Genomic DNA, 25,805 nt, shown 5'->3' on the forward strand with positions numbered 1-25,805 from the left:
TCTAAGCCAGCAACAACGCTGGTCGCAAGCCACTCCCTTTTGCCCATTAAAAAACCCGGCCAACCGGCACCGGGTGATAGAAAAGACTTATTGAGTAAAAATTGTCGGTTGCGAAAAACCGGCCCTTCAGCCTTTCGTCATTACAACGATAATAATTGAGTCAGCGACGGTGCGAAGTAATAACTACCGGTCACTGGCTTACTGAAACCTAATAACAGATCGTGCTTACCGTCTATCGAGCCAAACATACTTAATAATTGTTGTTCGATATTATGTAAGCGTGCGCAATAAGCAATAAAGTACAAACCGTGTTTGCCACTGGCGGTACCGTAAGGCAAGCTTTGACGCAGAATTTTCAATCCTTTGCCATTTTCTTTTAAATCGACCCGGCTAACATGGGAGGTCTCCGGGCGCTTATCTGATGGCAATTCTTCGCTGGCATGCTTGGTACGCCCAACAATTTGCTCTTGCTTATGTTCAGGAATACGCTGCCATTTTTTCAGGTCGTGCTCATAACGCTGTACTAACACATAGCTGCCACCGGCATCTTCTTCACCGTCCGCAATCACCGCCACTTCCGAGCGGCTATCCCCTTGTGGGTTTTCGGTGCCATCAATAAAACCAGTAAAATCACGTTCTTCTACCCAGCGAAAGCCATGTGTCTCTTCTTCAACGGTGATCACATCGCCAAAAGCAGCCATCGCGGCCTGGGCTAAAGTAAAGTTGATATCCTGACGCAATGACTGAATATGAATCAATAAATCGCGTTGTGTTGCGGGGGCAACCATTGGTGCTTTGCCTAATGGCACAAAAGGTTTTAACTCATTAGCCCCTTTACCACCGGATAGGTCATGCCAAATATCAGAACCAAAAGCAATCACAGCACCTAAATACTCGTTAGGAAATTTTTGCTGTAACTCCTGCAATGACTGACAGAATTGTTTGCACCCCTGACGAATAGCATCTAGCTCGCCCTGTACTTTTGCTTCCATAAAAATGGCAAAACGACAATGTTCCATCAGAATGCCACTCTGAACTTGAGTCATGTTTGGTTCCTCACAAAATATCGGTGTTAATTATGGCGAATATAATAGCTGAACCGATTAGGATTACCTTGCGGCAACGCAAAATAAATTTAGGCGGAGGAAATGAGACCAAAGGTGGGAATATTATTAGCTAATTCACAGAAGAGAGCCAAAGTAATGATAAATCTGCCAGAAGCCAATTTGGACGCGGTTTGCAGCGGCCTCACCTTCAGATGCCCAAATAATGGGCCGAGTAATGAGTGCCGCTAACACTGCTATAACGTCAGGAACTAAGGGATGGTTATTCGCCTTTAGCTCGCCAGATAATCTTGCTCACTTTCCAACTTTGCAATGTATCATCGGATGGCATTAAACCTTCAGGACCATGCCAGTCGCCATCAAATAAATAGCTGACGTGCTTGCTGTCCGGTGCCGCACACTCTATTTGCGCACTATCATCACCGCTACCTTTGCGGCAAACACCAAAGGCTTTTTTATATAGTTCACTAAATGGTGTACCAATCGTAACACCCCATTGGCTGGGAATAGACTTATCCAAAACATCAATGCGCTCTACCGTGCCTTTCGGTTGCCCTGAGATAACCAGTTTGATTTGGTTCTCTTTCATCGCCTGATAGAAGGAAATCAATTTACCGTCGTTGGTCGCCATACCGCTACGCAGCCGGAAATCGCCTTTTAACCCCTCTTTGATGTCACTCTCAGTCAACGCAGTAGTGGCGGTAATTCCGCCAACACCCTGATCAGTCACCTGCATACTGCTGCTGCCAAACCAATTCAGTGGTGACAGACTGGACCAGGAAAAACCTGACATGGTTGAGCACCCGGCTAACAACAAAGGGGCACCCAGTAATAACAATCTCACCCCAGATAACCGTGGGCGAATATTCATCTAAAGCTCCTTATAAAACCACCGCATCCGGTAAGCTGTTCTGCATTGTACAAGCTACAGAGGGCATCTACATGCGCAGTTTAAAAATGATAACCAGTGGTTTGAGTCCACACAGCTAAAAAAGTGCCATAACACTACCGGCTTTAATTGTTATAACCAATAAATAGGTCTAATCGGATAGACTCGCGGCCATCGTATTGCAATACTTCAGCACGCCTTAACGCAAATTTGGTCTACTATTGGGTACCACAAAGGCTTGTGTAATTTTTGTTTTCAAACCTAATAATTCATGCATTGAAGGAGCAATAAAATGAAGAAATTAACCTTAGCGGCAGCCTTGGTTATGTTATGCAGCACGCCATTGCTGGCACAGAGTGCCACAGCACAAGGGGGCTTCGATGGCCCGGCAGCAACACAGACACAACCGACGACTCAGGGCGGATTCTCGGGTCCAAGTGCGACCAATACCACGGTAGATAAAGTCAAAACCATGCGTGATGACACCCATGTCACTCTACAAGGGAATATTGTCGAGCGCCTTGGCCACGATACTTACACCTTCCGCGACAGCACCGGTACCATTACCGTTGATATTGATAACAAGCGCTGGAACGGTCAAACCATCTCGCCACAAGATAAAGTCCAAATCGAAGGCGAAGTTGATAAAGACTGGAACTCGGTAGAAGTTGATGTGAAAAGTATTACCAAGATTAAGTAATTAATCTTTACCCTATCCTCTGCGGCTTTATCAGCTTTTGGGGATAGGGTTATTGCCATATTAAGGGTGAGGCCAATAGGGCGACCTCAATATTCCTGATCCACAATCAGCCGTTTGCCCAGCATGATGCTGTCTTGGGTTTCGTAATCGAGCTTTTCATACATACCAATGACCGCGTCATTGTCTTCGCGCACCATGATATTCAGCTTCGGGCAGCCACGGGCGATAAGTTTCTTCTCGAGGCGGCTGATCAGCGCATTGGCAAAGCCACGGCCACGGAAGTCAGGATGGACCCCCAGATAATAAGCCGAGCCACGGTGGCCATCGTAACCGCCCATGATTGACCCTACAATCGCCCCACTCACTTCCGCTACTAAAAACAGTTCGGGCGAGTGATTCAACTTACGCTCAATATCCATTTCTGGATCATTCCAAGGCCGCAGTAAGTCGCAATGCTCCCACAGCAGAATCACTTCTTCAAAATCGTCTTGCTGGAATACGCGGATTTCCATGGATGTTCGCACCCTTGAGTAATATGGATATTCTGATTATCGTGGCAATATTATATCACGCAATATTAAAGTGATATTTCCCACCGTGATAGTGAGTAATGATATTTGAGAAGAAGCAGATAAATCTTGCCGATCTTGTAGCTTAATAGCCGCTAATCCACACAGAAAGTACAATAATGGCGGCGAATCGGGGTATACTTGGCCCCTAAATATTTGCAAGCTAATAGAACCCTCGCTGATGAATTCACCCGATATCACCCAAATCAAAACCTACCTGCTAGCTTTGCAGGATAAAATCTGTGCCGCACTGACACATGCCGATGGCGGTGCAAGCTTCACAGAAGAGAGCTGGACCCGCGAAGAAGGCGGCGGCGGGCGCAGTCGGGTATTGGTTAATGGGGTGGTATTTGAACAGGCGGGGGTTAATTTCTCTCAGGTATCTGGTGCAGCATTACCCGCATCCGCTACTGCGCATCGCCCCGAATTGGCCGGTCGTAGTTTTCAGGCACTTGGGGTGTCGCTGGTGATTCATCCACTAAGCCCTTATCTGCCCACCAGCCATGCCAATGTGCGTTTCTTTATTGCTGAGAAACCTGGCGAAGATCCAGTGTGGTGGTTTGGTGGCGGTTTCGATTTAACCCCTTACTACGGCTTTGAAGAAGATGCTATTCACTGGCATCAGACCGCCCATCAGTTGTGCCAACCTTTTGGTAAAGAAATCTACCCACGCTATAAAAAATGGTGTGACGATTACTTCTATATCAAGCATCGCAATGAAGCGCGAGGCATTGGTGGCCTGTTTTACGATGACTTGAATAGCCCTGATTTTGATACCTGTTTCCGCTTCACTCAGGCGGTAGGTGATGGTTTCCTTGATGCTTATATGCCAATTGTTGCACGGCGCAAAGCATTGAGTTGGGGGGAGCGCGAGCGTCAGTTCCAACTTTATCGCCGTGGCCGTTATGTGGAATTTAATCTGGTGTGGGACCGTGGCACCTTGTTCGGTTTGCAAACCGGTGGTCGTACCGAATCTATTTTGATGTCGCTACCACCCCTGGTGCGCTGGGAATATAACTATCAGCCGGCAGAAGATAGCGCTGAAGCGGCGCTGTATCGCGATTTTCTGCCCGTAAAAGAGTGGCTAGCGACCGGAGAACAGCACTGATGCAAATTTGGGTTGATGCGGACGCCTGTCCGAATGTGATTAAAGAGGTGTTATTTCGCGCCGCAGATCGTACCGGCATGATGGTCACGCTGGTGGCTAATCAGCCATTGAAAACCCCGCCATCAAAATTTATCCGTACCTTACAAGTCGCCTCCGGTTTTGATGTTGCCGATAATGAGATCGTGCAACGGGTGGAGAAAAATGATCTGGTTATCACGGCAGATATTCCCCTGGCCGCCGAAGTGATAGACAAAGGCGGTATCGCCCTGAATCCACGGGGTGAGCGCTATACGCCAGATACCATTCGTGAACGGCTGAATATGCGTGACTTTATGGATACCATGCGCGCCAGCGGTATTCAAACCGGTGGGCCTAACACCTTAAATCAGCGTGACCGCCAGCAATTTGCCAACGAACTGGATAAGTGGTTACAGCAAGCAGCCAGAAGCCTATAAGCAAAAACCCGCCGAAGCGGGTTGAGGTTAGTAATAGGAATACTCAAAGTCATTGGCATTGCAGTCAGGCAGCAGTTGAGTAAATCCCGATGAGCTTACACAGGTAAGTGACTCGGGTGAGCGAAAGCCGCTAACAACGCGGCAATGCCAAGGATAAAGCATATTTATAAAGGCTCGGTTTGTGCTTCAACCACCGCTAACGCCACCATATTCACGATCCGACGCACTGAAGCAATTGGCGTCAAGATATGCACCGGTTTCGCCACCCCCATCAGCACTGGCCCAACCGTCACCCCTTCCGATGATGTCACCCGCAGCAGGTTGTAACTGATACGTGCCGCTTCCATATTCGGCATAATCAACACGTTGGCAGCACCTTTCAATGGGCTGTCTGGCATCAGGTTATGGCGAATACTTTCCACCAGCGCGGCATCACCATGCATCTCACCGTCAATTTCCAGCTCTGGTGCCATCTGATTAACCAATTCCAACGTGCGGCGCATTTTACGCGCGGCTGGGCAGTCTGAGGTGCCAAAGCTGGAGTGAGATAACAGTGCCACTTTCGGTTCAATCCCGAAGCGACGCACAGTTTCAGCGGCCATTAAGGTAATCTCAGCCAACTGCTCTGGTGTCGGATCATCATTGACATAAGTATCCGCAATAAAAGTGTTACCGGTGGGTAGCAACAGTGCATTCATCGCACCCGCCACATGAGCACCTTCACGGAAACCGAATACTTTCTCTACCACATCGTAATGTTCATGGTAGGTACCGATAGTGCCACAAATCATTGCATCAGCTTCACCACGATGCACCATGATCGAACCAATCAGTGTGGGATTACCAATCACTGCACGACGGGCTTGCTCTTGCGAGACGCCACGACGTTTCATGATTTGATAATACTCTTGCCAGTACTCGTTAAAACGCGAATCGGATTCATTGTTAACCACCTCAAAGTCTTTACCTGCTGTAATTTGCAGGCCCAACTTCTTCAGTCGGGTCTCAATCACACTCGGGCGGCCAATCAGAATAGGATAAGCCAGTTCCTGCGAGATCAACTCCTGAGTAGCATGCAGCACCCGCTCTTCTTCCCCTTCCGCCAATACCACCCGTTTCATCTCTTTCTTCGCCTGCGAGAAGATAGGTTTCATAAACAGGTTAGTTTTGTAGACAAACTCAGACAGCTTTTCGATGTAAGCACTAAAATCGGCAATTGGCCGGGTTGCCACACCAGAGTCCATCGCCGCTTTGGCCACTGCCGGTGCAATTTTTACAATCAGACGCGGGTCGAATGGTTTAGGAATTATGTACTCAGGGCCAAAGGAGAGGTCTTGCTCACCATAAGCGGATGCCACCACATCACTCTGCTCAGCCAGCGCCAGATCCGCAATGGCATGCACACAAGCCAGTTTCATCTCTTCATTAATGGTGGTGGCACCGACATCCAGCGCGCCACGGAAGATGAATGGGAAGCACAGTACGTTGTTAACCTGATTTGGATAATCCGAGCGGCCAGTGCAAATAATCGCATCAGGGCGCACCGCTTTCGCCAACGGCGGCAGGATCTCTGGTTCCGGGTTCGCCAGTGCCAAAATCAGTGGGTTCGGTGCCATGGTTTTCACCATGTCCTGAGTTAAAACCCCCGGGCCAGAACAGCCGAGGAAGATGTCCGCACCTGGCATCGCATCACCCAGCGTGCGTTGACCGTTATCTTCAATCGCATACGCCGCTTTGGTTTGTGCCATATTGGCCTCACGGCCTTTATAAATCACACCTTTGGAATCGCATGCAGTGATATTGTGATGTTTTAATCCCAGCGCCACCAGCAGGTTTAAACAGGCAATCGATGCCGCCCCTGCCCCTGATACTACCAGTTTCACATCGCTGATGTCTTTCTTCACTACCCGCAGGCCATTGAGTACCGCAGCGGTGCAGATAATCGCCGTGCCATGCTGATCATCGTGGAATACCGGGATCTTCATGCGTTCACGCAATTTTTGCTCAATATAGAAACATTCCGGTGCTTTGATATCTTCCAGATTAATGCCACCGAATGTCGGTTCCAGCGACGCGATAATATCAATCAATTTGTCTGGATCGAGTTCATCCACTTCAATATCAAATACATCAATACCTGAAAATTTCTTAAACAGAACGCCCTTACCTTCCATTACCGGTTTACCGGCCAATGCGCCAATATTGCCCAGTCCCAGCACCGCAGTACCATTGGAAATCACAGCAACCAGATTGCCGCGCGCCGTGTATTTGTAAGCAGCCAAAGGATCAGCGGCAATTTCTAAACACGGAGCCGCCACACCAGGCGAGTAAGCCAGCGCCAAATCCCGTTGGGTTGCTAGCGGTTTGGTTGGCGACACCTGAATTTTCCCTGGGGTTGGATATTGGTGAAAATCAAGCGCACTCTGTTTCAACTGTTCGTCCATTGTAGGTTCCCTTTGATTTTATTCTTCGAGGTTATACCCAATAAACTTGAAATTGCAGGTAGGCAGCAAGTGAACCAATCCCGATAAGCGCACGATGATAAGTGATTCGGGTCAGTGAACTTAGCTAACACCACGGTGGTTTCAAGGTCGAAGGGTATATATGACCAATAACAGAACCAGTATAGTGAGTGATTTATCACAATCTATGAAGCAGGCCATACTCTGCATAACATTTTTGCTTCAATTGAAGAATTTACTTATCAATCAGAGAGGATAGTCAACAATCGGGGGAGTGAATGCCGCTAACATCACGGCAATATCGGTAAGAAAGGTATTTATTTGAACCAATTATGAATTTGGGCGTATTGCAATAACATAATCGTCTTACCATCTTTAATGCGGCCATCAGCAATCATGGCAATGGCTTCGCTAAACGATAATTCAACCACGTCGATCACCTCATCCTCCACGCCGACATCATCAGTAATTTTCTGATCTGGATGATATTCCGCCGCAAAGAAATAGACGATTTCAGTCACGCCACCCGGCGACATATAAGCTTCAAACAGCTTCTGCACTTTATCAACCTGATAACCCGTCTCTTCCATCGCTTCACGGCGGATACACTCTTCCGGTGAGTCGTTATCCAGCAAACCGGCACAGGCTTCCAGCAACATGCCACTAGGATTGCCATTCACATAGGTTGGCATGCGGAATTGTTCAATCAGTACCACGGTACCCTTCTGGCGGTTATACAGCAGAATGGTTGCGCCGTTACCCCGGTCATACACTTCGCGAATCTGTTGTACCGGAGTCCCGTTATCAGTTATTAAATCAAAGGTGTATTTGTGTAGTTTGAACCAGTTTTTGGATAATAATTCACTCTGAATATTTTCAATTTTGACTGACATAAACCCTTCTCTAATCTGGTTAATAGTCATTAGCGTAATCGGTCACTTGCAAGGTTATACACCTCGCTACGATCTCTTTTTCCTACTGCAACCACAGCAACGATCAACACATCATCGATAACTTCATACACTAATCGAAATCCAGAGGATCGTAATTTAATTTTGTAGCAGTTTTTCATACCACGTAGTTTAGCGCTTTCAATATGTGGATTATCGCTGCACTTTTTTAATTTCTTGGCAAATTGCTGTTGTATCGTCTTATCCAGTTTGTGCCATTCCTTTAGCGCTTCTTCTCTGAACTTAACGGCATAGGTCATAGATAGCTATCCAAATCGATATCAAGCAAGGGTTGATGGCGCCGCCTGTTAACCAACTCAGCTAATTCGTGATCATCAAGCGCTTCCATTATTTGTTCATACAGTTCTGCGGGTACACAATAGAATGCGGGTTGATTGCGGTTCAGGATAGCTACGGGGAAACCGGCCCCAGCGTTCACTGTTGCCATTGGATTTTTTTTCAGTTCGCTCACGCTGGCACTGGTATCAGTCAAAATTATACTTGGCATAGGCACCTCAAAAAGACCTGTTAACAGGTCTCATTATGCGAGCAGTGACACAATAAAGCAATAAAAATGCCCTGTCGACACAACGTCAACAGGGCATCTCAACAGCGAAAAGCACGACGAAAGAGGTCGGTTAGAAGCCGGTAGGAATATCCTTCATATCCGGTAACTTATGGGCTATCCCTTTGTGGCAGTCGATACAGGTTTTCCCTTCGGTTATCGCCTTACTGTGCATTTTCGCCGCGACCGTTTTTTGTGCGGTGAAGTCCATATTGTCGAAATTATGGCAGTTACGGCACTCTTGCGAGCCATTGGCTTTCATTCGCGCCCACTCATTTTCGGCCATGGTTAGGCGGTGAGCCTCAAACTTTTGCGGGGTATCAATCAGGCCGAAAGCCTTGGCATACAGCTCTTTACTCGCCTTGATTTTACGCAGCATCTTTGGCCCCCACTCATGGGGAACGTGACAATCCGGGCAGGTCGCCTTCACACCACTGCGGTTGCTGTAGTGGATGGTCCCCATATATTCCTGATAAACGTTATCTTTCATCTCATGACAGCTAATACAGAATTTCTCAGTATTCGCCATCTCCATGCCGGTGTTAAATCCACCCCAGAAAATGATGCCACTGACAAAGCCAATTAGCAGTAAAGTCCCGAGCGCCAGCCGGCTTGGCCTGCGCCACCACTGCCATGTACGTCTGATAACACCGGGCTTTTTAGTTTCGCTCATAACTTATCTCGCTTATCGCTCATTTCGGTTATTGGCCAAAGCCAGGGGCTGGCTGGAAGCTGTTACCGACAATCGGTGCGGCATCGGTTTGTGGCACATGGCATTGCAGGCAGAAATAGCGACGTGGTGAGACTTCACTCGATACTTTGCCATCACGGTCAATAAAGTGAGTTGGGCTGACACGCGGTGCTCCAGTGGTGCGATAGTGCTCCACACCATGGCATTGCAGGCAACGGTTGGTATTTTTACTGACTTGATAGCCATCCACGCTATGCGGGATCAGCGGGGGTTGGTTAACATAGTTCAATGCCATGCGCTGTTGTTGTTTCGGCATTTTCACTTTGCCTTCAGCCGTGCCAGAGACTTCTGGTGATTGAGTCAAGTCCATTTCAACATTGCTGGCAGCAGTGGCTGCACCGGCGATCACCAACACCGCCAGCAGCGATATAACTGACAAAAACCGGCGGTTTAATGATTTAAAAATCGTGTTATTCATTATTTTCTCCTGAGTACACCGTCTTTTCCTGAGCATCCCTGGATGAGGGTTATAACTGGCTGCTCATGCCTGCCCCGCAGGGCAGGCATGAGCAATTACGCCACTACCCGTGCCAACTTCACTGCACATTTTTTGAAGTCAGTTTCTTTGGATAACGGATCGGTGGCATCCAGCGTCAGGTTATTGACCAACTGTGCAGCATCGAAGAACGGCATATACACCAGTCCTTGCGGTGGGCGGTTACGGCCACGGGTTTCCACCAATGAGGTCACTTCGCCACGCCGTGAAATCACTTTCACTTTGTCACCACGCCGCAAATCACGGGCTTTGGCATCCAGTGGGTGAATGAATAGCACCGCTTCAGGGAAAGCGCGGTGTAACTCAGGGACGCGACGGGTCATGGAACCGGTATGCCAATGTTCCAGCACACGGCCGGTAGAGAGCCACAAGTCATATTCCTGATCCGGGCTTTCAGCCGCAGGCTCGTAGGGCAGCGCAAAGATTACTGCCTTGCCATCAGGTTTACCGTAGAAACGCACCTCTTCGCCTTTCGGCACGAAGGGATCGAACCCCTCACGGTAACGCCAGAGCGTTTCTTTACCATTGACTACCGGCCAGCGCAGACCGCGCTCTTGGTGATAACGGTCAAACGGCGCTAAATCATGGCCGTGTCCGCGACCAAAATCGGCATACTCTTCAAACAGCCCTTTCTGAATGTAGAAGCCGAAATCACGTGCTTCGTCGTTCAGTTGGTCGGCGGGTATTTCACTCAGTGGATATTTGCTGACCACATCGTTGGCAAACAGCACGTCATACAACGTCTTACCGCGATACTCCGGTTTTTTATCGACCAACTCAGCAGGCCAAACATCTTCCACTTTGAAGCGTTTGGCGAACTCGACAATCTGCCATAAGTCAGATTTCGCCTCACCTGGCGCTGGGACTTGCTGACGCCAGAATTGGGTGCGCCGCTCTGCATTGCCATAAGCCCCCTCTTTTTCCACCCACATCGCAGTCGGTAAAATAAGATCAGCAGCCAGTGCACTGATAGTGGGATAAGGGTCAGATACCACAATAAAGTTGCGCGGATCACGCCAACCCGGCATGCGCTCTTCATTGATATTCGGACCCGCTTGCATGTTGTTATTACACATCACCCAGTAAGCATTAAGGGTGCCGTCTTTTAGCGCGCGGTCTTGCGCCACCGCATGCAGCCCCACTTTCTCAGGGATAGTGCCGGCAGGCAGTTGCCACTTGGTTTCAGCAATCTGGCGATGTTTTTCGTTGGTCACCACCATATCTGCCGGTAGACGATGGGAGAAGGTCCCCACTTCACGGGCTGTGCCACAAGCAGAAGGCTGGCCGGTCAGAGAGAATGGGCCAGACCCCGGTTTAGAGATTTTGCCGGTTAACAGGTGCAGGTTGTAGCACATGTTGTTGGCCCAAACCCCGCGGGTGTGTTGGTTAAAACCCATGGTCCAGTAGGAGACTAATTTTACTTTCGGATCAGCATACAACTGCGCCAACGACACCAGTTGGTCCTCCGGCACGCCGCTCATTTTAGCGGTTTTCTCTAGGGTATATTCCGCGACAAAGGCTTTGAAATCATCAAAACTCATCGGCTCGGAGGCATCACTACCCGGATTCTTGGCGGCTTTTTCCAACGGATGGGTTGGGCGCAGACCATAACCGATATCGGTGGCACCACGGCGGAAATTCACATGGCGGTCGAGGAAACCCTGATCAACAGCATTATTCTGGATAATGTAATTGGCGATGTAATTCATGATGGCCAGATCGGTCTGTGGCGTGAAGACGATCGGGTTATCTGCCAGCTCAAAACTACGGTGCTCAAAGGTAGAAAGGACGGCGATCCTGACATTGTCATCGCTCAGGCGGCGGCTGGTCATGCGCGACCACAAAATCGGGTGCATTTCGGCCATATTGGATCCCCAGAGCACGAATGCATCTGCTTCTTCAATATCATCGAAGCAACCCATAGGTTCATCCATACCAAAGGTACGCATAAAACCCACCACCGAAGAGGCCATACAATGACGAGCATTCGGGTCCAGATTGTTGGAACGGAAGCCTGCTTTCAGCAACTTGGAAGCCGCATAGCCCTCCCATACCGTCCATTGGCCGGAGCCGAACATACCCACCGAGGTTGGGCCTTTTTCTTTTAGCGCGTTTTTGAACTTCAGTTCCATGATATCAAAGGCTTTTTCCCAACTTATCGGGGTAAAATCACCTTCTTTATCATACTGACCGTCTTTCATGCGCAGCAGCGGTTGAGTCAGTCGGTCTTTGCCATACAGGATTTTCGGCAGGAAATAGCCTTTGACGCAGTTTAGCCCACGGTTAACCGGTGAGTCGGGATCCCCTTGCGACGCCACGATACGGCCATTTTGTGTTCCGACCAATACACCGCAGCCCGTGCCACAGAATCGGCAAGGTGCTTTGTCCCATTTTATTGCATTTGTTGTTTCACCCACCACGGCTTTAGCGACAGTAGGTATGGTCAATCCGGCGGCTGCGGCTGCGGCTACCGCAGCATTGGCCTTCATAAAATCCCGGCGGCTGAGTTTCATGGCATTTCCTCACCTTGGCTTTCCTGCTGGTGATAAACCAGCGATACAGCCAGCACACCATCCAGATTACGTGCTGACTCAATATGATTCAGGAGCACGTCTGAGCGCGCCGCCTGCATAACCACCACCAACTTGCCCAGAGTGGCATCACTGGTGGGTATTTCTGTTCCCGGGATAGCCAACAGGTCGTCGATCAGTTGTGCAATTCGCGCCGGTTTGGCTTGCAGCACCAATCCACAGACATGCCATTCTTTATCGTCCATCTTCACTCCGGGTAAGGGTTACTGCCTGAACCGGACAACTGGGCACACAGGCACCACATCCGTTACAAGCAGGAAGGTCTAATTCGGGCTGAGCAATGCCGTTTACGCGCGGACGAAATCGAATTGCCCTACTCTCACAGCTATCCTGACAGCTACGGCATTCAATATTGTGGAAAGGTAAACAGCGCTCTGAAATGTTGATTTTAAGTCGCCAGGGCGTCAGAGCTGTTGCGGTAAAAACACCCGCCTCACACACCTGTACACAGGCCTGGCAAAAACTACATTCAGCACGTTGGAAATCTATTTCGGGGAATCCGCCACTGCCAACCACCAATACACCGGTTTCACAGGCAGTCACACAGGCATGACAGCGGGTACAGCCAGCAATAAAATCGGCTTCCATCACCGACCAGGGGGGCCTATGCGCTGAAAGTTCTCGTTTATCTGCTTGCCAAAGGCCAGTCAGCAATTTACGCCGTGATAAATCAGTCATACTGATATCCTTAACATCTACTGGCGCGCCCGCATGTGCGATAGAGAGAGTTCATTCAAAGCCCAGAGGTTTACATTGGCTGGTGATAATAATTCTTATTTTTATTAAAGGATTTCCCCAGTGTTTAGGTATTAGATACAGAATAATGAGTAATAAAATAATTACTCTTTAGGGTTAATCGGTGGTAGATATTGAGCAAGATCAATTAATTTAGTGGTTATTTACGCAGTTTGTCACTGTTAAATCTATTTGCGTTATTACCTTTTTTATATAACGATTTGTTTAATGAGAATAGCTATCAAACAAGATGATACTTTGGTAATTATTTCTTCAGGTAAACTGTTGCGGTTAAATGAATTTGGCCTCAGTTTTGAGGTACACTTAGATCGCAGTTTTACTAACAATAATGGATAACGTAGCCTGCTAAATTGGCTATCGAAAATAATCTGTATTCAACAGCCAAAATATTTAACGTCTATACCCAATAGATTACAAAGTGCAGGAAGGCGGTCAGGAACAGATGTGCTCACCGCTCACAGTGGCCGAGTAACATCAACCGCCAATCCCCCGATGCAATTTGCAAGATAATGGGCATATATCGGTTACAGGGACATTACTTATATGACCAAAAGTCACACCATTATGATCGTTGATGACCATCCCCTTATGCGCCGTGGTATTCGGCAATTACTTGAGATGGACCACAGTTTTGATGTCGTTGCCGAAGCTAACTGCGGCAGTGAGGCTATTACCGAAGCGGCCAAATGTCAGCCGGATGTCATTCTGCTCGATCTGAATATGAAAGGGATGTCTGGGCTAGATACCCTAAAAGCATTACGACATGACGGGATTGATGCGCGAATTATCGTGCTGACGGTTTCTGATGCGCGCAGCGATGTATATGCCATGATTGATGCCGGTGCTGATGGTTATCTGCTCAAAGATAGCGAACCGGAAGTATTACTGGAAAATATCCGTCAGGCAGCGCGTGGCGAGAATGTATTCAGCAATGAAGTTGCACAATACTTATCCTCCCGCCATGAAGAGATTAATCCTTTCTCCGAGTTAACCGAGCGCGAATTAGATGTGCTGCAAGAAGTGGCGCGCGGTATGTCCAATAAGCAAGTCGCATTTGAATTACACATTTCAGAAGAAACCGTAAAAGTACATATTCGTAATTTATTACGTAAGTTAAATGTGCGTTCGCGAGTGGCAGCAACCATTCTGTTTTTGGAAAATAAAAAGTACTAACCACCACCCAATTATTTAATAGCCACCAAACTACTCGCTGGCTGTCAGGCTACTCAATGGCCGCTAAAATAAAATCATGGTTATCGTATATCCATTTTTTGTTCAGTGGCCCCCAACTATCTAACTGGTAATAACCCGCGTTATTGCGCACGCCACACTGCACAAAAGTCAGAGTGATACCCAAACCGGGTAGCGCCTTCAAGACATCTTGCAAGGTGCGCCGTGGCCAGCCGGTCAATTCCATCAAGCGCGGTACATTAAGCGAGTCACCACTGCTGATTAACCAGCAGAGATAGATACGGCGGGCAAACACTGGATTTAGCTCCATAAAAATTCCTATTTTGAGTGACTGCTATTCCCTACCCATTTAACATCGCAACAAGGCTGCCACGCTAAATTCTTGGGATATAATCAGTTTACCTGATGCCAGAAAAAACACCTGTTTATCATTATTTTCTACATTGAGATGGATTAACTCAGTTTTATCGAGGTTTTTTACAGGTTCTCCATATTTTCTTCACGTTTCCACCCGCATTCCCGCGTAAAGTGCACAGTAGATTCTGCTGGATATGATTTTTTATTTATAGAGGCTGGCACTGCATGGCTAATTTTTTCATCGACCGCCCGATCTTTGCTTGGGTATTGGCGATAATTTTGTGTCTTACCGGGGCTTTAGCAATCTCGACGCTGCCTGTTGAGCAATACCCGAATCTGGCACCACCTAATGTCCGCATCAGTGCCTCATATCCAGGAGCCTCGGCACAAACACTGGAAAATACCGTCACGCAGGTTATCGAGCAAAGCATGACCGGCCTTGATAAGCTGCTGTATATGTCATCGCAAAGCAGCAACTCTGGCAGCGCATCAATAACCCTGACATTCCAAGCGGGTACTGATCCTAACGAAGCGATGCAGCAGGTACAGAATCAGTTGCAGTCTGCCATTAAAAAACTGCCACAAGATGTGCAACAGCAAGGGGTTTCAGTCTCGAAATCTGGTGATAACACCTTGATGATGGTGGCCTTTGTCTCCACCGATGGCAGTATGGATAAACAAGATATTGCCGACTATGTCGCCAGTAATCTGCAAGACCCACTTAGCCGTATCGAAGGGGTCGGTAGCATTGATGCCTTCGGTTCCCAATATGCTATGCGTATCTGGCTCGACCCCAATAAACTCAATAATTATCAACTGACCACCCAAGATATTGTCAGCGCTATCCAATCGCAAAATAGTCAGATTGCGGTGGGCCAATTAGGCGGAACCCCTTCCGTCGATAATCAGGCATTAAATGCCACCATTAATGCTCAATCTCAATTACAGACACCAGAGCAATTTAGGGAAATCACGCTGCGGGTCAACCAGGACGGCTCGCTGGTCACATTGGGTGATGTGGCTAAAATTGAGATGGGTGCTGAAAGATATGATTATCTGAGTCGCTTTAATGGCCAGGCGGCATCAGGGATGAGTATCAAGCTCGCCTCCGGTGCCAATGAACTGCAAACCGATGAGTTGGTTAAGGCCCGGATAGCAGAACTGGCCCCGTTTTTCCCGCACGGTCTTGAAGCCAAAATCGCTTATGAAACCACACCGTTCGTTAAAGCCTCAATCAAGGATGTGGTAAAAACATTGTTGGAAGCCATTTTGTTGGTTTTCCTGGTGATGTATCTCTTTTTGCAGAATTTCCGCGCCACCCTTATCCCAACAATCGCCGTCCCAGTGGTGCTATTGGGCACGTTCGCAGTACTGTCGGCGTTCGGATTCAGTATTAATACCCTAACCATGTTTGCCATTGTATTGGCGATCGGGCTGTTAGTTGACGATGCCATCGTGGTGGTAGAAAACGTCGAACGAGTGATGAGCGAAGAAGGACTAGGGCCACGCGAAGCGACTCGTAAGTCTATGGGGCAAATTCAGGGCGCATTGGTGGGTATTGCGCTGGTGCTGTCTGCCGTGTTTATCCCGATGGCATTCTTCGGTGGGACCACCGGGGCCATCTACCGCCAATTCTCCATTACCATCGTTTCTGCCATGGTGCTTTCGGTGCTGGTCGCCTTGATTCTAACCCCAGCACTTTGCGCCACCATGCTCAAACCCATTCAGCAGGGCCATCATCACGCCAAGCGTGGCTTTTTCGGTTGGTTTAACCGTATGTTCGATAGTAACACTCGCCGTTACGAGAAAGGTGTGGCTCAGGTGTTACATCATAGTCTGCGCTATATGTTGCTCTATTTTCTGCTGTTGGGCGGGCTGGCTCTGTTGTTCATCAAGTTACCGACGTCGTTCTTACCATTGGAAGACCGTGGTGTGTTTATGGCGCAAGTCCAGCTCCCAGTGGGATCAACCCAGCAACAGACACTGAAAGTGGTTGAAAAAGTAGAGAACTACTTCCTGACGGAAGAAAAGAATAATGTGTTGTCGGTATTCTCAACGGTGGGGTCCGGCCCAGGTGGTAACGGCCAAAATGTGGCACGCCTCTTCATCCGGCTGTCTGATTGGGATCAGCGTAAAGAGAGTAATAACTCTTCTTTTGCCATTATTGAACGCGCCACCAAAGTATTTAATAAAATTGCCGAAGCCAGAGTGTCAGTCAGTAGCCCGCCGGCCATTTCAGGCTTGGGTGGCTCATCAGGTTTTGATATGGAATTACAAGATCACGGCGGTTTGGGCCATGACAAATTGATGGCTGCTCGCGATCAGTTATTACAGATGGCGGCTAAAGAGCCAGCCCTGACCCGGGTGCGACATAACGGATTGGACGATAGCCCGCAGTTGCAGATAGATATCGATCAACGCAAAGCACAAGCATTGGGCGTAGCACTGGATGATATTAATAACACCCTGAAAACGGCCTGGGGTTCGACTTATGTTAACGACTTTGTTGATCGTGGGCGGGTGAAGAAAGTCTATGTGCAGTCTGAGGCCACCGCCCGTATGCTGCCGGAAGACGTTAACAAATGGTATGTCCGTAATAAAAGCGGCAGCATGGTGCCCTTCTCGGCGTTCTCTACTACCCGCTGGGAATATGGCTCACCACGATTGGAGCGCTATAACGGTTATTCTGCACTGGAGATTGTCGGTGAGGCGGCACCAGGTATCAGTACCGGTACTGCAATGGATGTTATGGAGAATCTGGTCAAACAGCTACCGAATGGTTTTGGTCTGGAGTGGACAGGCATGTCCTATCAGGAGCGGCTATCGGGTTCACAGGCCCCGGCCCTCTATGCCATCTCGTTACTGGTGGTGTTTTTGTGTTTGGCGGCATTGTATGAGAGCTGGTCAATACCGTTTTCTGTGATGTTGGTGGTGCCTCTCGGGGTTATAGGTGCGGTGGCGGCCACTTGGATGCGTGGGTTGGAGAATGACGTTTATTTCCAGGTCGGGTTGCTGACCATTATTGGCTTATCGGCCAAAAACGCCATTTTAATCGTCGAGTTTGCCAGCGAATTAAACAATAAAGGTAAAGATTTAGTCGAAGCCACTCTTGAGGCTTCCCGCCAGCGGTTGCGGCCTATTTTGATGACCTCGCTGGCATTTATCTTTGGTGTATTACCCATGGCTATCAGCCAGGGTGCAGGCTCAGGTAGCCAACATGCCGTAGGTACTGGTGTGATGGGGGGGATGATTTCAGCTACCGTGCTGGCGATTTTCTTTGTACCGCTGTTCTTTGTTCTGGTGCGTCGTCGCTTCCCAGGCAGGCCACCGCGCGCGAAAGAGTCACGAGAGCCGCTACCCCCCAAGGATGGGCCGGGTAACTAGAGACGCCAACACACCTACGGTTGGAAAGATGACTTCTGATTATGCCCAATAGATTTCAAGCTGTAGGCAGACGGCAAGCAAGAGAATCCCGATGAGCTGACATCAAGTCAGTGATTCGGGTGAACGAGAGCCGCCAACACACCTACGGTTGGAAAGATGACTTCTGATTATGCCCAATAGATTTCAAGCTGTAGGAAGACGGCAAGCAAGAGAATCCCGATGAGCTGACATCAAGTCAGTGATTCGGGTGAACTAGAGACGCCAACACACCTACGGTTTGAAAGATGACGGGCATAAAAAAGGCAGAGCCAATATGGTCTCTGCCTTTCTGGCGAGCGATTTTTCGCCCCTGGGTGTAATAAGTCAATCGTTAAAACAACAAAAAGATAGTTACTCTTACTGCCGGTTTATTCGCTTATGCCTTACGCAGCATAGCATCGATAAACTCTTTCCACGTGCTTAACTCAAATTCAACCATAACATCCTCTCTAATTATCGCGGCCAATTATACGCCTATTTTTTGAACAGTCAAAATTGAAAGTAAGCTACCTAACGGTTGAAATGAGATCTGTCGCAGAGATCTTGAATTTTGCCCTGTCACTGAGTTTCCTCAGCCAGCATTACATCACTTGCCTGTTTTATCATTCGAGAGTAGCGTGCTCAGATATATAGGGGTAAACGCCGTTTTTGACAAAACCCGTTATTGGCAAAATACAGAGCACAACCATGAAACACTCCATCGACTCATTAAAAGAGCTGGGCCGTTATGATGATGCGGTGGCAATGGCGCTGGACTTACTGCGTCGTTCACCAGATAACGCCAGTCTGCTGTATAAGATTGCCTCACTGTATGATGTGCAGGGGTTGGAGTTGCAGGCAATCCCATTCTATCGGGCCGCTATTGAGCACAATCTGGTAGGTAAAGAGTTGCAGGAGGCTTATTTGGGGCTGGGCAGCACTTATCGCGCTCTGGGGTTATATCAAGAGTCACTGGATACATTTGACCGCGCGTTAGCCCATTTCCCACAAGCGAAAGAGATTACCTTATTCCGCGCCATGACACTGTATAACCTCGGTGAAACCAAAGAGGCAGTCGCTGCGTTATTGATATTGCTGGCTGAAACCTCAAACCATCAGGACATCAGCCTCTACCAAAAAGCAATTCGCCAATATGCCGCTAACCTTGACCGTATTGGCTAAATCAACAGCTCAGTTCTGATTACCGCCGCGCTCAACAACGCATAGCCGTCTGGATTCAAATCACATTTTCCCGCATTATGGGCAAATTGCTCCCCTTGAGCCGGGCAGTCGTCTATACGGCTGACCTGATTTGCCATTCTAGCCGAGGTATTATTTTTCCATGTCAGATAGCCTAGCCACTCCATCATTGCGCCTTTATGGCATTAAAAATTGCGATACCATAAAAAAGGCCCGCCGCTGGCTGGAAGAGCAAGGTATTGCCTATCAGTTTCACGATTATCGTGCAGACGGATTGAGTGACGAACGCCTGCAAGGTTTTATCGATCAACTGGGTTGGGAACCATTGCTCAATACGCGCGGTACCACCTGGCGTAAATTGCCACAAGCCCAACGTGATGCAATAACCGATGCTCTGGCCGCCAAAGCGCTGATGCTAGAACAGCCAGCCATAATTAAACGCCCGCTACTGGAAGCCACCAATGGCGAAATGCTGCTGGGCTTCAAAACTGAAAGTTATCAACTTTTTATTCAACAACATAATATTAAACAACACGTTATCGAGGTGCAATAACATGATCTGTCCGGTAATCGAACTGGCCCAACAATTAATTAAACGCCCGTCGCTCAGCCCTTCTGATGCGGGCTGCCAGGCGATCATGATTAAGCGCCTAGAGGCTATCGGTTTTACGGTAGAACCTATGAATTTTGGCGATACCCTTAATTTCTGGGCCTGGCGCGGCGAAGGTGAAACCTTGGCATTTGCCGGTCATACCGATGTGGTCCCCACCGGTGATGAAAGCCATTGGAGCAGCCCACCGTTTGAACCGACCATTCGTGATGGCATGCTGTATGGCCGTGGTGCCGCCGATATGAAAGGTTCACTGGCTGCAATGGTGGTCGCCGCCGAACGTTTTGTCGCGGCTCATCCAGAACATAAAGGCCGGCTGGCATTTATGATTACCTCCGATGAAGAAGCCAAGGCCATTAACGGTACGGTCAAAGTCGTGAATGCGTTGATGGCGCGTAACGAGCGGCTGGATTACTGTCTGGTTGGCGAACCCTCCAGTACTGACCGAGTCGGCGATGTAGTGAAAAATGGCCGCCGGGGTTCTATTACTGCCAACTTGCGTATCCATGGAATTCAAGGGCACGTGGCCTATCCTCATTTAGCGGATAATCCGGTTCACCGTGCCATGCCAGCCCTGAATGAGCTGGTTGCTACACAATGGGATGAAGGCAATGAGTTCTTCCCCGCCACCAGTATGCAGATCGCCAATTTGCATGCCGGAACCGGCAGCAATAATGTGATTCCCGGTGAGTTCTATGTGCAGTTCAACTTCCGTTTCAGTACAGAACTGACTGACAGCATGATTAAGCAGCGAGTAGAGGCGCTGTTGAAACGCCATCAACTAAATTACACCCTCGAGTGGGTGTTGTCTGGTCAACCCTTTCTTACCGCAAGGGGTGCGCTGGTCGATGCAGTAATTAATGCTGTTGAGCACTACACTGAAATCACGCCGCAACTGTTAACCACCGGGGGCACCTCTGATGGCCGTTTTATCGCGTTAATGGGTGCTCAAGTGGTGGAGTTAGGGCCGGTTAATGCCACTATCCATAAAGTGAATGAATGTGTTCACGCCGCTGACTTGCAACTACTGAGCCGGATGTATCAGCGAATTATGGAGCAGCTCATCGCATGACAGCTAATACATTAACACCAGAGATGCTTACCGGCCGTTCAACCGATCATCTGACGGTGTTAAGCGGCAACCATCGCCTGCAACCACAAGCTGTTGCGGCCTTTCAGGCTATGCAACAAGCCGCTAAACGAGCGGGGTTTGATTTACAACCTGCCAGCACTTTTCGCGATTTTGACCGCCAATTAGCGATCTGGAATGGTAAATTTCGTGGTGAGCGACCAGTATTAGATAAAGACAGCCAGCCGATAGAGATTTGCCAACTTGATGCTCAGGCTCGTTGTGAGGCTATTTTACGCTGGTCTGCCCTGCCGGGAGCCAGCCGCCATCACTGGGGCAGTGATCTGGATATTTACGATCCCTCCCTGTTGCCCGCAGAGACTAAATTACAGCTGGAGCCATGGGAATACCAAGCGAGTGGCTATTTTTATCCGTTGACCCAGTGGCTGGATGTTCATATGGCTGAATTTGGTTTTTACCGGCCATTTAGCGAGGATAACGGCGGTATTGCAGCAGAACCTTGGCACCTAAGTTATCGCCCGTTAGCTGCGGCGGCGGAACATTTACTGACACCCAACACTCTACTAGAAGCTTGGCAATCACAGGATGTGGCAGGCAGTGAGTGGCTGACAAGCCATTTACCCATGATTTTTTCGCGATTTATTCATACCCTATAGATTCCAAGATGCAGGAAGTCGGCAAGCGAGAATAAGGTTGATTAATCCCGACGTGCTTACGCAGTCAGGTGATTCAGGTTCTTGAGTGCAGCCACACCGGCAGTTTGAAAGATGACAGGTATATCAACGGAAGGAACTTAACCATGCACTGGTTAGCAGATTATTGGTGGATCATACTTATCCTGCTTGCGGGTATTATCTTAAACGGCATCAAAGAGTTACGCCGTCTTGATCATAAAAGCTTTTTAAAAAACAAACCAGAATTACCACCTCATCGCGATAACAATGCGCAATGGGACGACGATGACGACTGGCCGGATAAGAACAAGAAAAAATAAGTAAAGCTCGAGTCACATCAAACGAAGGGGCCAGCCCCCTTCGTCAGGGTGAATTACCTCGCAACAATGTCGTCACGCACATGGTCGATAGCCAGTTTGAGCATCGGTTGATTAATACCATGCCCAGTATTGGCATCCAGACTCAGTGTTACGCGGCTGCCCAAAGCTATTAAGTTACTGGTTGCAGCCTTAGCATGTTCCACACGAATCACCCCATCCTGCTCACCATGAATAAAATGGATCACCACGTCAGCGATGGGTTGCTGTGGTAACGTCGCAAAACGGCCACTAAACGCAATAACTTGCCTGGCTAACTGCGGCTGAGCTTTCACCCCCTCCAATGACATAATCGTGCCCTGCGAAAAACCGACCAGGGTGGTCTGCTGTGCCCCAAGGCCACTCTTCTGTTGCCAATAACGTATAATATCAATGAATTGCGACATCACCGCATTAACTCGCTCCTGACGATTATCCTCAGTAACACCTTGCACTGAGAACCACTGACGCCCACTCCCCATGTTGCTGGCGAATATACCATCAACACTGACGACCAGCGCCTGAGGAAAGGCTTGTGCAAAATGGCTACCGACCGGTGCCATTCCAGCGGCGCTATCACCAACACCATGAAACAATAATATTAATTGTTCTGGCGTTGCCGGTTGCTGCACTACGATAGAAGTCTGATTCATCAAGCGGCCTTTAATCATTAAATGACAATAACGTTACTATACGCTGCAGGTTTCGGAGAGATATTGGGTTTTATTGATGGAGTTGGTGGGAATTATTGAAGGTAACGGCGGATGCGGGATCTGACTCGGTGGATAGTCGATTGCTCGAGTAATTTATTATCAACAAAACAGGCCAATTAGCCTGTATTCATTATCATTATAAGCAGATGAGATCAAAGAGGTTTTACTATCACTTCACCTTTGCGCTCAGCAACTTCTTTAGCAGCCATAAATCGTTTGAACATTTCGACTTTGCCATCATGAATCGCTTTAAAATCAATTTTACCCTTCGTGTGGGTAGTGCCGCGTTCGTATCGCATAACAAGCCCCATCATTTAGGTAGGTGAGATTACGCTCTCTGGCAAACCGCTTAACATACCTTGGATATATCGTATTAAGGCTTCGTTCTCAGCAGAGAAATACAGACGTTGTGTGCTTTCAATGTCAGCCACCCTGAGCATGAAGTCAACTAACGCGCTATAGAGATAATGTAACTCATGTAGCAATAGGTCAATTGAGCCTTCAGGCTTTGCAAATATCTGTGTCGGGTTTAGCTCTTCCTGCTGCCTATTGTAAAAACTGGCAACAAAAACGAGTAATCCTCTGATTTTTTTACCAATCATACTGTGCATAGTGACTGCCGCCACAGGATCTAAAGAGGGGGGGGACAGAACATTAGCCTCACGGTGATGGAACGTTTTTCATCTCCCGCAAAAACAAATTCAATATCAATGTACCCCATGCCATCTTCAATTTTTACTAATCCTTCAGTGACCAATCTGTGCGTGTGCATCTAGCCTGGTATCCTCGCTATACTCATCCTGAATATGGCGAATACCTTACCTTAAGAGCCTCTTCGACACATCATGAGAAATTGAGTTTTAAGACAATAAAAGATAACTGTCATCAACCCTCTGCCATCCCCTCGGCTGCCTCTTGCCGCCAACGCGCCACTAATGCTTTTCGCCCTGTGAGGGCTAGATTATTAACAATCTGCGCGGGCGAAATACCTTGCTGTAAATAATACCGTAATGCAGGAAGGGGTAATTGGCTGCGTAATAATAAACGCTGTAGAGCGGGTAAGCTCGCTTCTAACGGCCGAAAAGCAAAGGCAAAACCAGCCAGTTCACGCCAGTCGTCGTCATTTAAGGAAATGTCAGGTTGTTGAGGCGGGGATAACGATAAGGGCGTTGGGATGTCTACCCATTGTTGCAACCAATACCAATCACGCTCTAATTGCTGCCGTGCTGCCTCACAGAGCGATTGCCCCGCCGGACTCAAGGGTGATACCGCCATTGCCGCGTAACAGCCGCTGCTGGCTTCCTTATGGCTACCAATACGCACCAGATGAAAGCCGCAGGCACGCCAGAAGCATTCTAATTCGGGGGTATAACCAAAACTGACTGAAATATAATCAAGCCTCTCGCGCAGCCCACACGCAAGCTCGGCGGCAATCATCTGCCGGGCTATCCCCTGCCGCCGCCATGACGGTGCGACGGCGACTCGACTGATTCGCCGCGACCGTAAGGTGGGTGCATGCCATTGCCCACTATGTGCCGCCAGTGACTGAGCCACCAAACTCCCCTTTGGCCGCCGTTTCCCTGCCCAAACGGCATGGGCTAATGCACTGCTAAGCCCCCCCTCATCCACCAGCCACAGTGCACCAATGACTGAATCAGCCACCTTGGCCGCAGAAAAATGCATCCCCGGCGCATCCATCAAACGCCGCAAATCAAGGGGGGTGGTGCGATAATGCGCACTGGCAAGCAAACCATAAAAACGTCGCAGCAATTCGGGGTAGTGCAGCCAATCGCGCTGCTTACAGGGCATAATATCGACTGACGCTGAGAGAGATTCGCGGCACGGTAGCTCATCGTCAAATAGCATAACTTCATCCACGACACGCTCTAGCGGATCACCGCTGGCCCAACGAATAGGGTCTGTTAGCGCCAAAGGGTGCCAATCGTGTAGTGTTGTACAGAACTTCAACAAGAAACCACGCCCGGTGCCTTCGTAACCCTGTACGGTGGTGGTTAATAATGCCCGTGGGAAGTACACCAATAACGCCGATAGGAGTGTGGCAGGGATAGCCGCAGCCTCATCAATCAATAACCAGTCAATGCCGCTGACATCGTTTAACCGACAGTAGTCTAATAGTGCATCCGGCGCCCAGAAGTGCGCTCGTTCTCCCGCGCACTGATTCAGCACTTGTGTGGCCGCTTTACCCGGCCCGGTAACCCAGCAGCGACCGGGCCACTGCGCTACCAACATACCGGCCAGCGTCGATTTACCGCGCCCACGGGCTGCCGTCAGCACCCAAGTGCCGCGTTCTGCCTGCATTAGGCGTTGAAGGATAGTTTGCTGTTCCGTGGTAGGAGAACCGTCGGGCTGCTGCCAGTCTGGGCGAGAGTACACCATATGCATAGCTAGCGGCTGGTTCTGTTGCCACAAAATAACATCAGGATCAGCCTGAAGTTGACGTTGCAGATGGTGAATAAAATTCGGTGTAGTGATGGGGGTTAGTTGTTCACTCCAGCGCAAACTATCAGCGTCTGGTAAGCACGGCCACCTATCCCACTGCGGCACTAATAGCACCAGCCAGCTCCCAGCTTGCAATGCGCCGGCCAGCACCGCCAGTGCTTCGGTATTCAAACCATCGGTGGCATCAAATACGCCATGTAACCCTTCCTGCCCGAGTAAGGTTTTTGCCGCTGTCGGGTGAATTGCATTGCCAGTGTCAGGGGCCTGTTCTGCTATCCATAACCAATCACCCGGCAATTGCTGACGCAGATTTAATGCCTGCTGGCGCGACCAATCCGCGCAACCGCTGAGGACCAGTAAACGCCGTATCCCCTGCCGTGCCATTAGTGGTTGGCT

Annotated in this window: 27 protein-coding genes; 10 read left to right on the forward strand and 17 right to left on the reverse strand. The window is 48.9% G+C overall.

The genetic code is table 11. The features are described from left to right. Window positions 1–140: 140 nt before the first annotated feature. Complete coding sequence (locus ACWJJO_RS16275; protein WP_083163393.1) at window positions 141–1,046, reverse strand: Dyp-type peroxidase; 906 nt, start codon at window positions 1,044–1,046, stop codon at window positions 141–143. A gap of 280 nt (window positions 1,047–1,326) precedes the next feature. Further along, window positions 1,327–1,935, reverse strand: a complete 609-nt coding sequence (locus ACWJJO_RS16280; protein ID WP_083163391.1) for an RpoE-regulated lipoprotein — start codon at window positions 1,933–1,935, stop codon at window positions 1,327–1,329. A gap of 310 nt (window positions 1,936–2,245) precedes the next feature. On the opposite strand from ACWJJO_RS16280, the gene ACWJJO_RS16285 reads away from it, so the two are divergent. After that, a complete protein-coding gene (locus ACWJJO_RS16285; RefSeq protein ID WP_372569443.1) occupies window positions 2,246–2,653 on the forward strand; it encodes a YgiW/YdeI family stress tolerance OB fold protein in 408 nt (135 codons plus the stop codon). An 86-nt stretch (window positions 2,654–2,739) separates the two neighbouring features. Here ACWJJO_RS16285 and ACWJJO_RS16290 read toward each other — a convergent pair whose 3' ends face one another. Next, a complete protein-coding gene (locus tag ACWJJO_RS16290; RefSeq protein WP_005183815.1) occupies window positions 2,740–3,165 on the reverse strand; it encodes a GNAT family acetyltransferase in 426 nt (141 codons plus the stop codon). A gap of 238 nt (window positions 3,166–3,403) precedes the next feature. Between ACWJJO_RS16290 and hemF the strand changes: the two genes are divergently transcribed. Then, entirely contained in the window at window positions 3,404–4,330 is a 927-nt protein-coding gene (hemF, locus tag ACWJJO_RS16295) for an oxygen-dependent coproporphyrinogen oxidase (protein ID WP_083163361.1), read from the forward strand. Beyond that, window positions 4,330–4,785 carry a YaiI/YqxD family protein gene (locus ACWJJO_RS16300; RefSeq protein ID WP_083163358.1) on the forward strand — a complete coding sequence of 152 codons (456 nt, stop codon included), beginning with the start codon at window positions 4,330–4,332 and terminating at the stop codon, window positions 4,783–4,785. The genes hemF and ACWJJO_RS16300 overlap by 1 nt, the downstream gene beginning before the upstream one ends. A gap of 164 nt (window positions 4,786–4,949) precedes the next feature. Here ACWJJO_RS16300 and maeB read toward each other — a convergent pair whose 3' ends face one another. The 9 genes from maeB to napF all read right to left on the reverse strand — a co-directional run bounded on the left by maeB (window position 4,950) and on the right by napF (window position 13,278). Further along, window positions 4,950–7,229, reverse strand: coding sequence for an NADP-dependent oxaloacetate-decarboxylating malate dehydrogenase (gene maeB / locus ACWJJO_RS16305; protein WP_083163356.1), 2,280 nt, complete (start codon window positions 7,227–7,229; stop codon window positions 4,950–4,952). Between the two features lie 335 nt (window positions 7,230–7,564). Beyond that, window positions 7,565–8,140, reverse strand: a complete 576-nt coding sequence (nudK, locus tag ACWJJO_RS16310) for a GDP-mannose pyrophosphatase NudK (protein WP_083164148.1) — start codon at window positions 8,138–8,140, stop codon at window positions 7,565–7,567. A gap of 29 nt (window positions 8,141–8,169) precedes the next feature. Beyond that, a complete protein-coding gene (locus ACWJJO_RS16315) occupies window positions 8,170–8,457 on the reverse strand; it encodes a type II toxin-antitoxin system RelE family toxin (RefSeq protein WP_042568392.1) in 288 nt (95 codons plus the stop codon). After that, window positions 8,454–8,705 (reverse strand): type II toxin-antitoxin system Phd/YefM family antitoxin, encoded by a 252-nt coding sequence (locus tag ACWJJO_RS16320; RefSeq protein WP_032905973.1) that lies wholly within the window; start codon window positions 8,703–8,705, stop codon window positions 8,454–8,456. The genes ACWJJO_RS16315 and ACWJJO_RS16320 overlap by 4 nt, the downstream gene beginning before the upstream one ends. Window positions 8,706–8,835: 130 nt before the next feature. Beyond that, on the reverse strand, window positions 8,836–9,435 hold the full coding sequence (gene napC / locus ACWJJO_RS16325; protein WP_083163350.1) for a cytochrome c-type protein NapC: 600 nt from the start codon (window positions 9,433–9,435) through the stop codon (window positions 8,836–8,838). A 28-nt stretch (window positions 9,436–9,463) separates the two neighbouring features. Further along, the gene (napB, locus tag ACWJJO_RS16330; RefSeq protein WP_442847640.1) at window positions 9,464–9,931 is read right to left on the reverse strand and encodes a nitrate reductase cytochrome c-type subunit; all 468 of its coding nucleotides are present in this window, start codon (window positions 9,929–9,931) and stop codon (window positions 9,464–9,466) included. 95 nt (window positions 9,932–10,026) lie between these two features. Continuing rightward, complete coding sequence (napA, locus tag ACWJJO_RS16335; protein WP_442847639.1) at window positions 10,027–12,522, reverse strand: nitrate reductase catalytic subunit NapA; 2,496 nt, start codon at window positions 12,520–12,522, stop codon at window positions 10,027–10,029. Beyond that, complete coding sequence (gene napD / locus ACWJJO_RS16340) at window positions 12,519–12,785, reverse strand: chaperone NapD (protein ID WP_083163344.1); 267 nt, start codon at window positions 12,783–12,785, stop codon at window positions 12,519–12,521. Before napD ends, napA begins: the two co-directional genes overlap by 4 nt. Beyond that, a complete protein-coding gene (napF, locus tag ACWJJO_RS16345) occupies window positions 12,775–13,278 on the reverse strand; it encodes a ferredoxin-type protein NapF (protein ID WP_083163341.1) in 504 nt (167 codons plus the stop codon). Before napF ends, napD begins: the two co-directional genes overlap by 11 nt. A gap of 621 nt (window positions 13,279–13,899) precedes the next feature. Between napF and narP the strand changes: the two genes are divergently transcribed. Next, window positions 13,900–14,529, forward strand: a complete 630-nt coding sequence (narP, locus tag ACWJJO_RS16350) for a nitrate/nitrite response regulator protein NarP (RefSeq protein ID WP_372569445.1) — start codon at window positions 13,900–13,902, stop codon at window positions 14,527–14,529. 49 nt (window positions 14,530–14,578) lie between these two features. Here the strand turns inward: narP and ACWJJO_RS16355 are convergent, their stop codons facing one another. Next, a complete protein-coding gene (locus tag ACWJJO_RS16355; protein WP_083163336.1) occupies window positions 14,579–14,857 on the reverse strand; it encodes a winged helix-turn-helix domain-containing protein in 279 nt (92 codons plus the stop codon). Window positions 14,858–15,129: 272 nt separating this feature from the next. On the opposite strand from ACWJJO_RS16355, the gene acrD reads away from it, so the two are divergent. The 6 genes from acrD (at window position 15,130) to ACWJJO_RS16385 (ending at window position 22,200) form a co-directional block, all read left to right on the forward strand. Next, window positions 15,130–18,288, forward strand: a complete 3,159-nt coding sequence (gene acrD / locus ACWJJO_RS16360) for a multidrug efflux RND transporter permease AcrD (RefSeq protein ID WP_442847638.1) — start codon at window positions 15,130–15,132, stop codon at window positions 18,286–18,288. 726 nt (window positions 18,289–19,014) lie between these two features. Beyond that, window positions 19,015–19,488, forward strand: a complete 474-nt coding sequence (locus tag ACWJJO_RS16365) for a tetratricopeptide repeat protein (RefSeq protein WP_083163331.1) — start codon at window positions 19,015–19,017, stop codon at window positions 19,486–19,488. Window positions 19,489–19,648: 160 nt separating this feature from the next. Beyond that, window positions 19,649–20,059, forward strand: a complete 411-nt coding sequence (locus ACWJJO_RS16370; protein ID WP_083163324.1) for an ArsC family reductase — start codon at window positions 19,649–19,651, stop codon at window positions 20,057–20,059. 1 nt (window position 20,060) lies between these two features. Further along, complete coding sequence (dapE, locus tag ACWJJO_RS16375; protein WP_083163321.1) at window positions 20,061–21,188, forward strand: succinyl-diaminopimelate desuccinylase; 1,128 nt, start codon at window positions 20,061–20,063, stop codon at window positions 21,186–21,188. Continuing rightward, on the forward strand, window positions 21,185–21,862 hold the full coding sequence (locus ACWJJO_RS16380) for a M15 family metallopeptidase (RefSeq protein ID WP_420073148.1): 678 nt from the start codon (window positions 21,185–21,187) through the stop codon (window positions 21,860–21,862). Before dapE ends, ACWJJO_RS16380 begins: the two co-directional genes overlap by 4 nt. Window positions 21,863–22,005: 143 nt before the next feature. Further along, complete coding sequence (locus ACWJJO_RS16385; protein ID WP_083163315.1) at window positions 22,006–22,200, forward strand: YpfN family protein; 195 nt, start codon at window positions 22,006–22,008, stop codon at window positions 22,198–22,200. A gap of 53 nt (window positions 22,201–22,253) precedes the next feature. On the opposite strand, the gene ypfH is transcribed toward ACWJJO_RS16385, so the two are convergent. From ypfH to ACWJJO_RS16405, 4 genes are all read right to left on the reverse strand, one after another. After that, window positions 22,254–22,889, reverse strand: a complete 636-nt coding sequence (gene ypfH, locus ACWJJO_RS16390) for an esterase (protein ID WP_481091260.1) — start codon at window positions 22,887–22,889, stop codon at window positions 22,254–22,256. Between the two features lie 212 nt (window positions 22,890–23,101). Continuing rightward, window positions 23,102–23,248, reverse strand: coding sequence for a hypothetical protein (locus ACWJJO_RS16395; RefSeq protein WP_005183905.1), 147 nt, complete (start codon window positions 23,246–23,248; stop codon window positions 23,102–23,104). Between the two features lie 15 nt (window positions 23,249–23,263). Continuing rightward, window positions 23,264–23,560, reverse strand: coding sequence for a hypothetical protein (locus ACWJJO_RS16400; RefSeq protein WP_442820617.1), 297 nt, complete (start codon window positions 23,558–23,560; stop codon window positions 23,264–23,266). Between the two features lie 274 nt (window positions 23,561–23,834). Continuing rightward, a complete protein-coding gene (locus tag ACWJJO_RS16405; protein WP_481091599.1) occupies window positions 23,835–25,793 on the reverse strand; it encodes a tRNA(Met) cytidine acetyltransferase TmcA in 1,959 nt (652 codons plus the stop codon). Between the last annotated feature and the right edge of the window lie 12 nt (window positions 25,794–25,805).

Source organism: Yersinia antarctica (assembly GCF_056636475.1).

Bases quoted from the DNA above. Each gene is read 5' to 3' on its own strand.
- ACWJJO_RS16275 (WP_083163393.1), bottom strand. From the start codon at position 1,046: ATGACTCAAGTTCAGAGTGGCATTCTGATGGAACATTGTCGTTTTGCC.
- ACWJJO_RS16280 (WP_083163391.1), bottom strand. From the start codon at position 1,935: ATGAATATTCGCCCACGGTTATCTGGGGTGAGATTGTTATTACTGGGT.
- ACWJJO_RS16285 (WP_372569443.1), top strand. From the start codon at position 2,246: ATGAAGAAATTAACCTTAGCGGCAGCCTTGGTTATGTTATGCAGCACG.
- ACWJJO_RS16290 (WP_005183815.1), bottom strand. From the start codon at position 3,165: ATGGAAATCCGCGTATTCCAGCAAGACGATTTTGAAGAAGTGATTCTG.
- hemF (WP_083163361.1), top strand. From the start codon at position 3,404: ATGAATTCACCCGATATCACCCAAATCAAAACCTACCTGCTAGCTTTG.
- ACWJJO_RS16300 (WP_083163358.1), top strand. From the start codon at position 4,330: ATGCAAATTTGGGTTGATGCGGACGCCTGTCCGAATGTGATTAAAGAG.
- maeB (WP_083163356.1), bottom strand. From the start codon at position 7,229: ATGGACGAACAGTTGAAACAGAGTGCGCTTGATTTTCACCAATATCCA.
- nudK (WP_083164148.1), bottom strand. From the start codon at position 8,140: ATGTCAGTCAAAATTGAAAATATTCAGAGTGAATTATTATCCAAAAAC.
- ACWJJO_RS16315 (WP_042568392.1), bottom strand. From the start codon at position 8,457: ATGACCTATGCCGTTAAGTTCAGAGAAGAAGCGCTAAAGGAATGGCAC.
- ACWJJO_RS16320 (WP_032905973.1), bottom strand. From the start codon at position 8,705: ATGCCAAGTATAATTTTGACTGATACCAGTGCCAGCGTGAGCGAACTG.
- napC (WP_083163350.1), bottom strand. From the start codon at position 9,435: ATGAGCGAAACTAAAAAGCCCGGTGTTATCAGACGTACATGGCAGTGG.
- napB (WP_442847640.1), bottom strand. From the start codon at position 9,931: ATGAATAACACGATTTTTAAATCATTAAACCGCCGGTTTTTGTCAGTT.
- napA (WP_442847639.1), bottom strand. From the start codon at position 12,522: ATGAAACTCAGCCGCCGGGATTTTATGAAGGCCAATGCTGCGGTAGCC.
- napD (WP_083163344.1), bottom strand. From the start codon at position 12,785: ATGGACGATAAAGAATGGCATGTCTGTGGATTGGTGCTGCAAGCCAAA.
- napF (WP_083163341.1), bottom strand. From the start codon at position 13,278: ATGACTGATTTATCACGGCGTAAATTGCTGACTGGCCTTTGGCAAGCA.
- narP (WP_372569445.1), top strand. From the start codon at position 13,900: ATGACCAAAAGTCACACCATTATGATCGTTGATGACCATCCCCTTATG.
- ACWJJO_RS16355 (WP_083163336.1), bottom strand. From the start codon at position 14,857: ATGGAGCTAAATCCAGTGTTTGCCCGCCGTATCTATCTCTGCTGGTTA.
- acrD (WP_442847638.1), top strand. From the start codon at position 15,130: ATGGCTAATTTTTTCATCGACCGCCCGATCTTTGCTTGGGTATTGGCG.
- ACWJJO_RS16365 (WP_083163331.1), top strand. From the start codon at position 19,015: ATGAAACACTCCATCGACTCATTAAAAGAGCTGGGCCGTTATGATGAT.
- ACWJJO_RS16370 (WP_083163324.1), top strand. From the start codon at position 19,649: ATGTCAGATAGCCTAGCCACTCCATCATTGCGCCTTTATGGCATTAAA.
- dapE (WP_083163321.1), top strand. From the start codon at position 20,061: ATGATCTGTCCGGTAATCGAACTGGCCCAACAATTAATTAAACGCCCG.
- ACWJJO_RS16380 (WP_420073148.1), top strand. From the start codon at position 21,185: ATGACAGCTAATACATTAACACCAGAGATGCTTACCGGCCGTTCAACC.
- ACWJJO_RS16385 (WP_083163315.1), top strand. From the start codon at position 22,006: ATGCACTGGTTAGCAGATTATTGGTGGATCATACTTATCCTGCTTGCG.
- ypfH (WP_481091260.1), bottom strand. From the start codon at position 22,889: ATGAATCAGACTTCTATCGTAGTGCAGCAACCGGCAACGCCAGAACAA.
- ACWJJO_RS16395 (WP_005183905.1), bottom strand. From the start codon at position 23,248: ATGCGATACGAACGCGGCACTACCCACACGAAGGGTAAAATTGATTTT.
- ACWJJO_RS16400 (WP_442820617.1), bottom strand. From the start codon at position 23,560: ATGCACAGTATGATTGGTAAAAAAATCAGAGGATTACTCGTTTTTGTT.
- ACWJJO_RS16405 (WP_481091599.1), bottom strand. From the start codon at position 25,793: ATGGCACGGCAGGGGATACGGCGTTTACTGGTCCTCAGCGGTTGCGCG.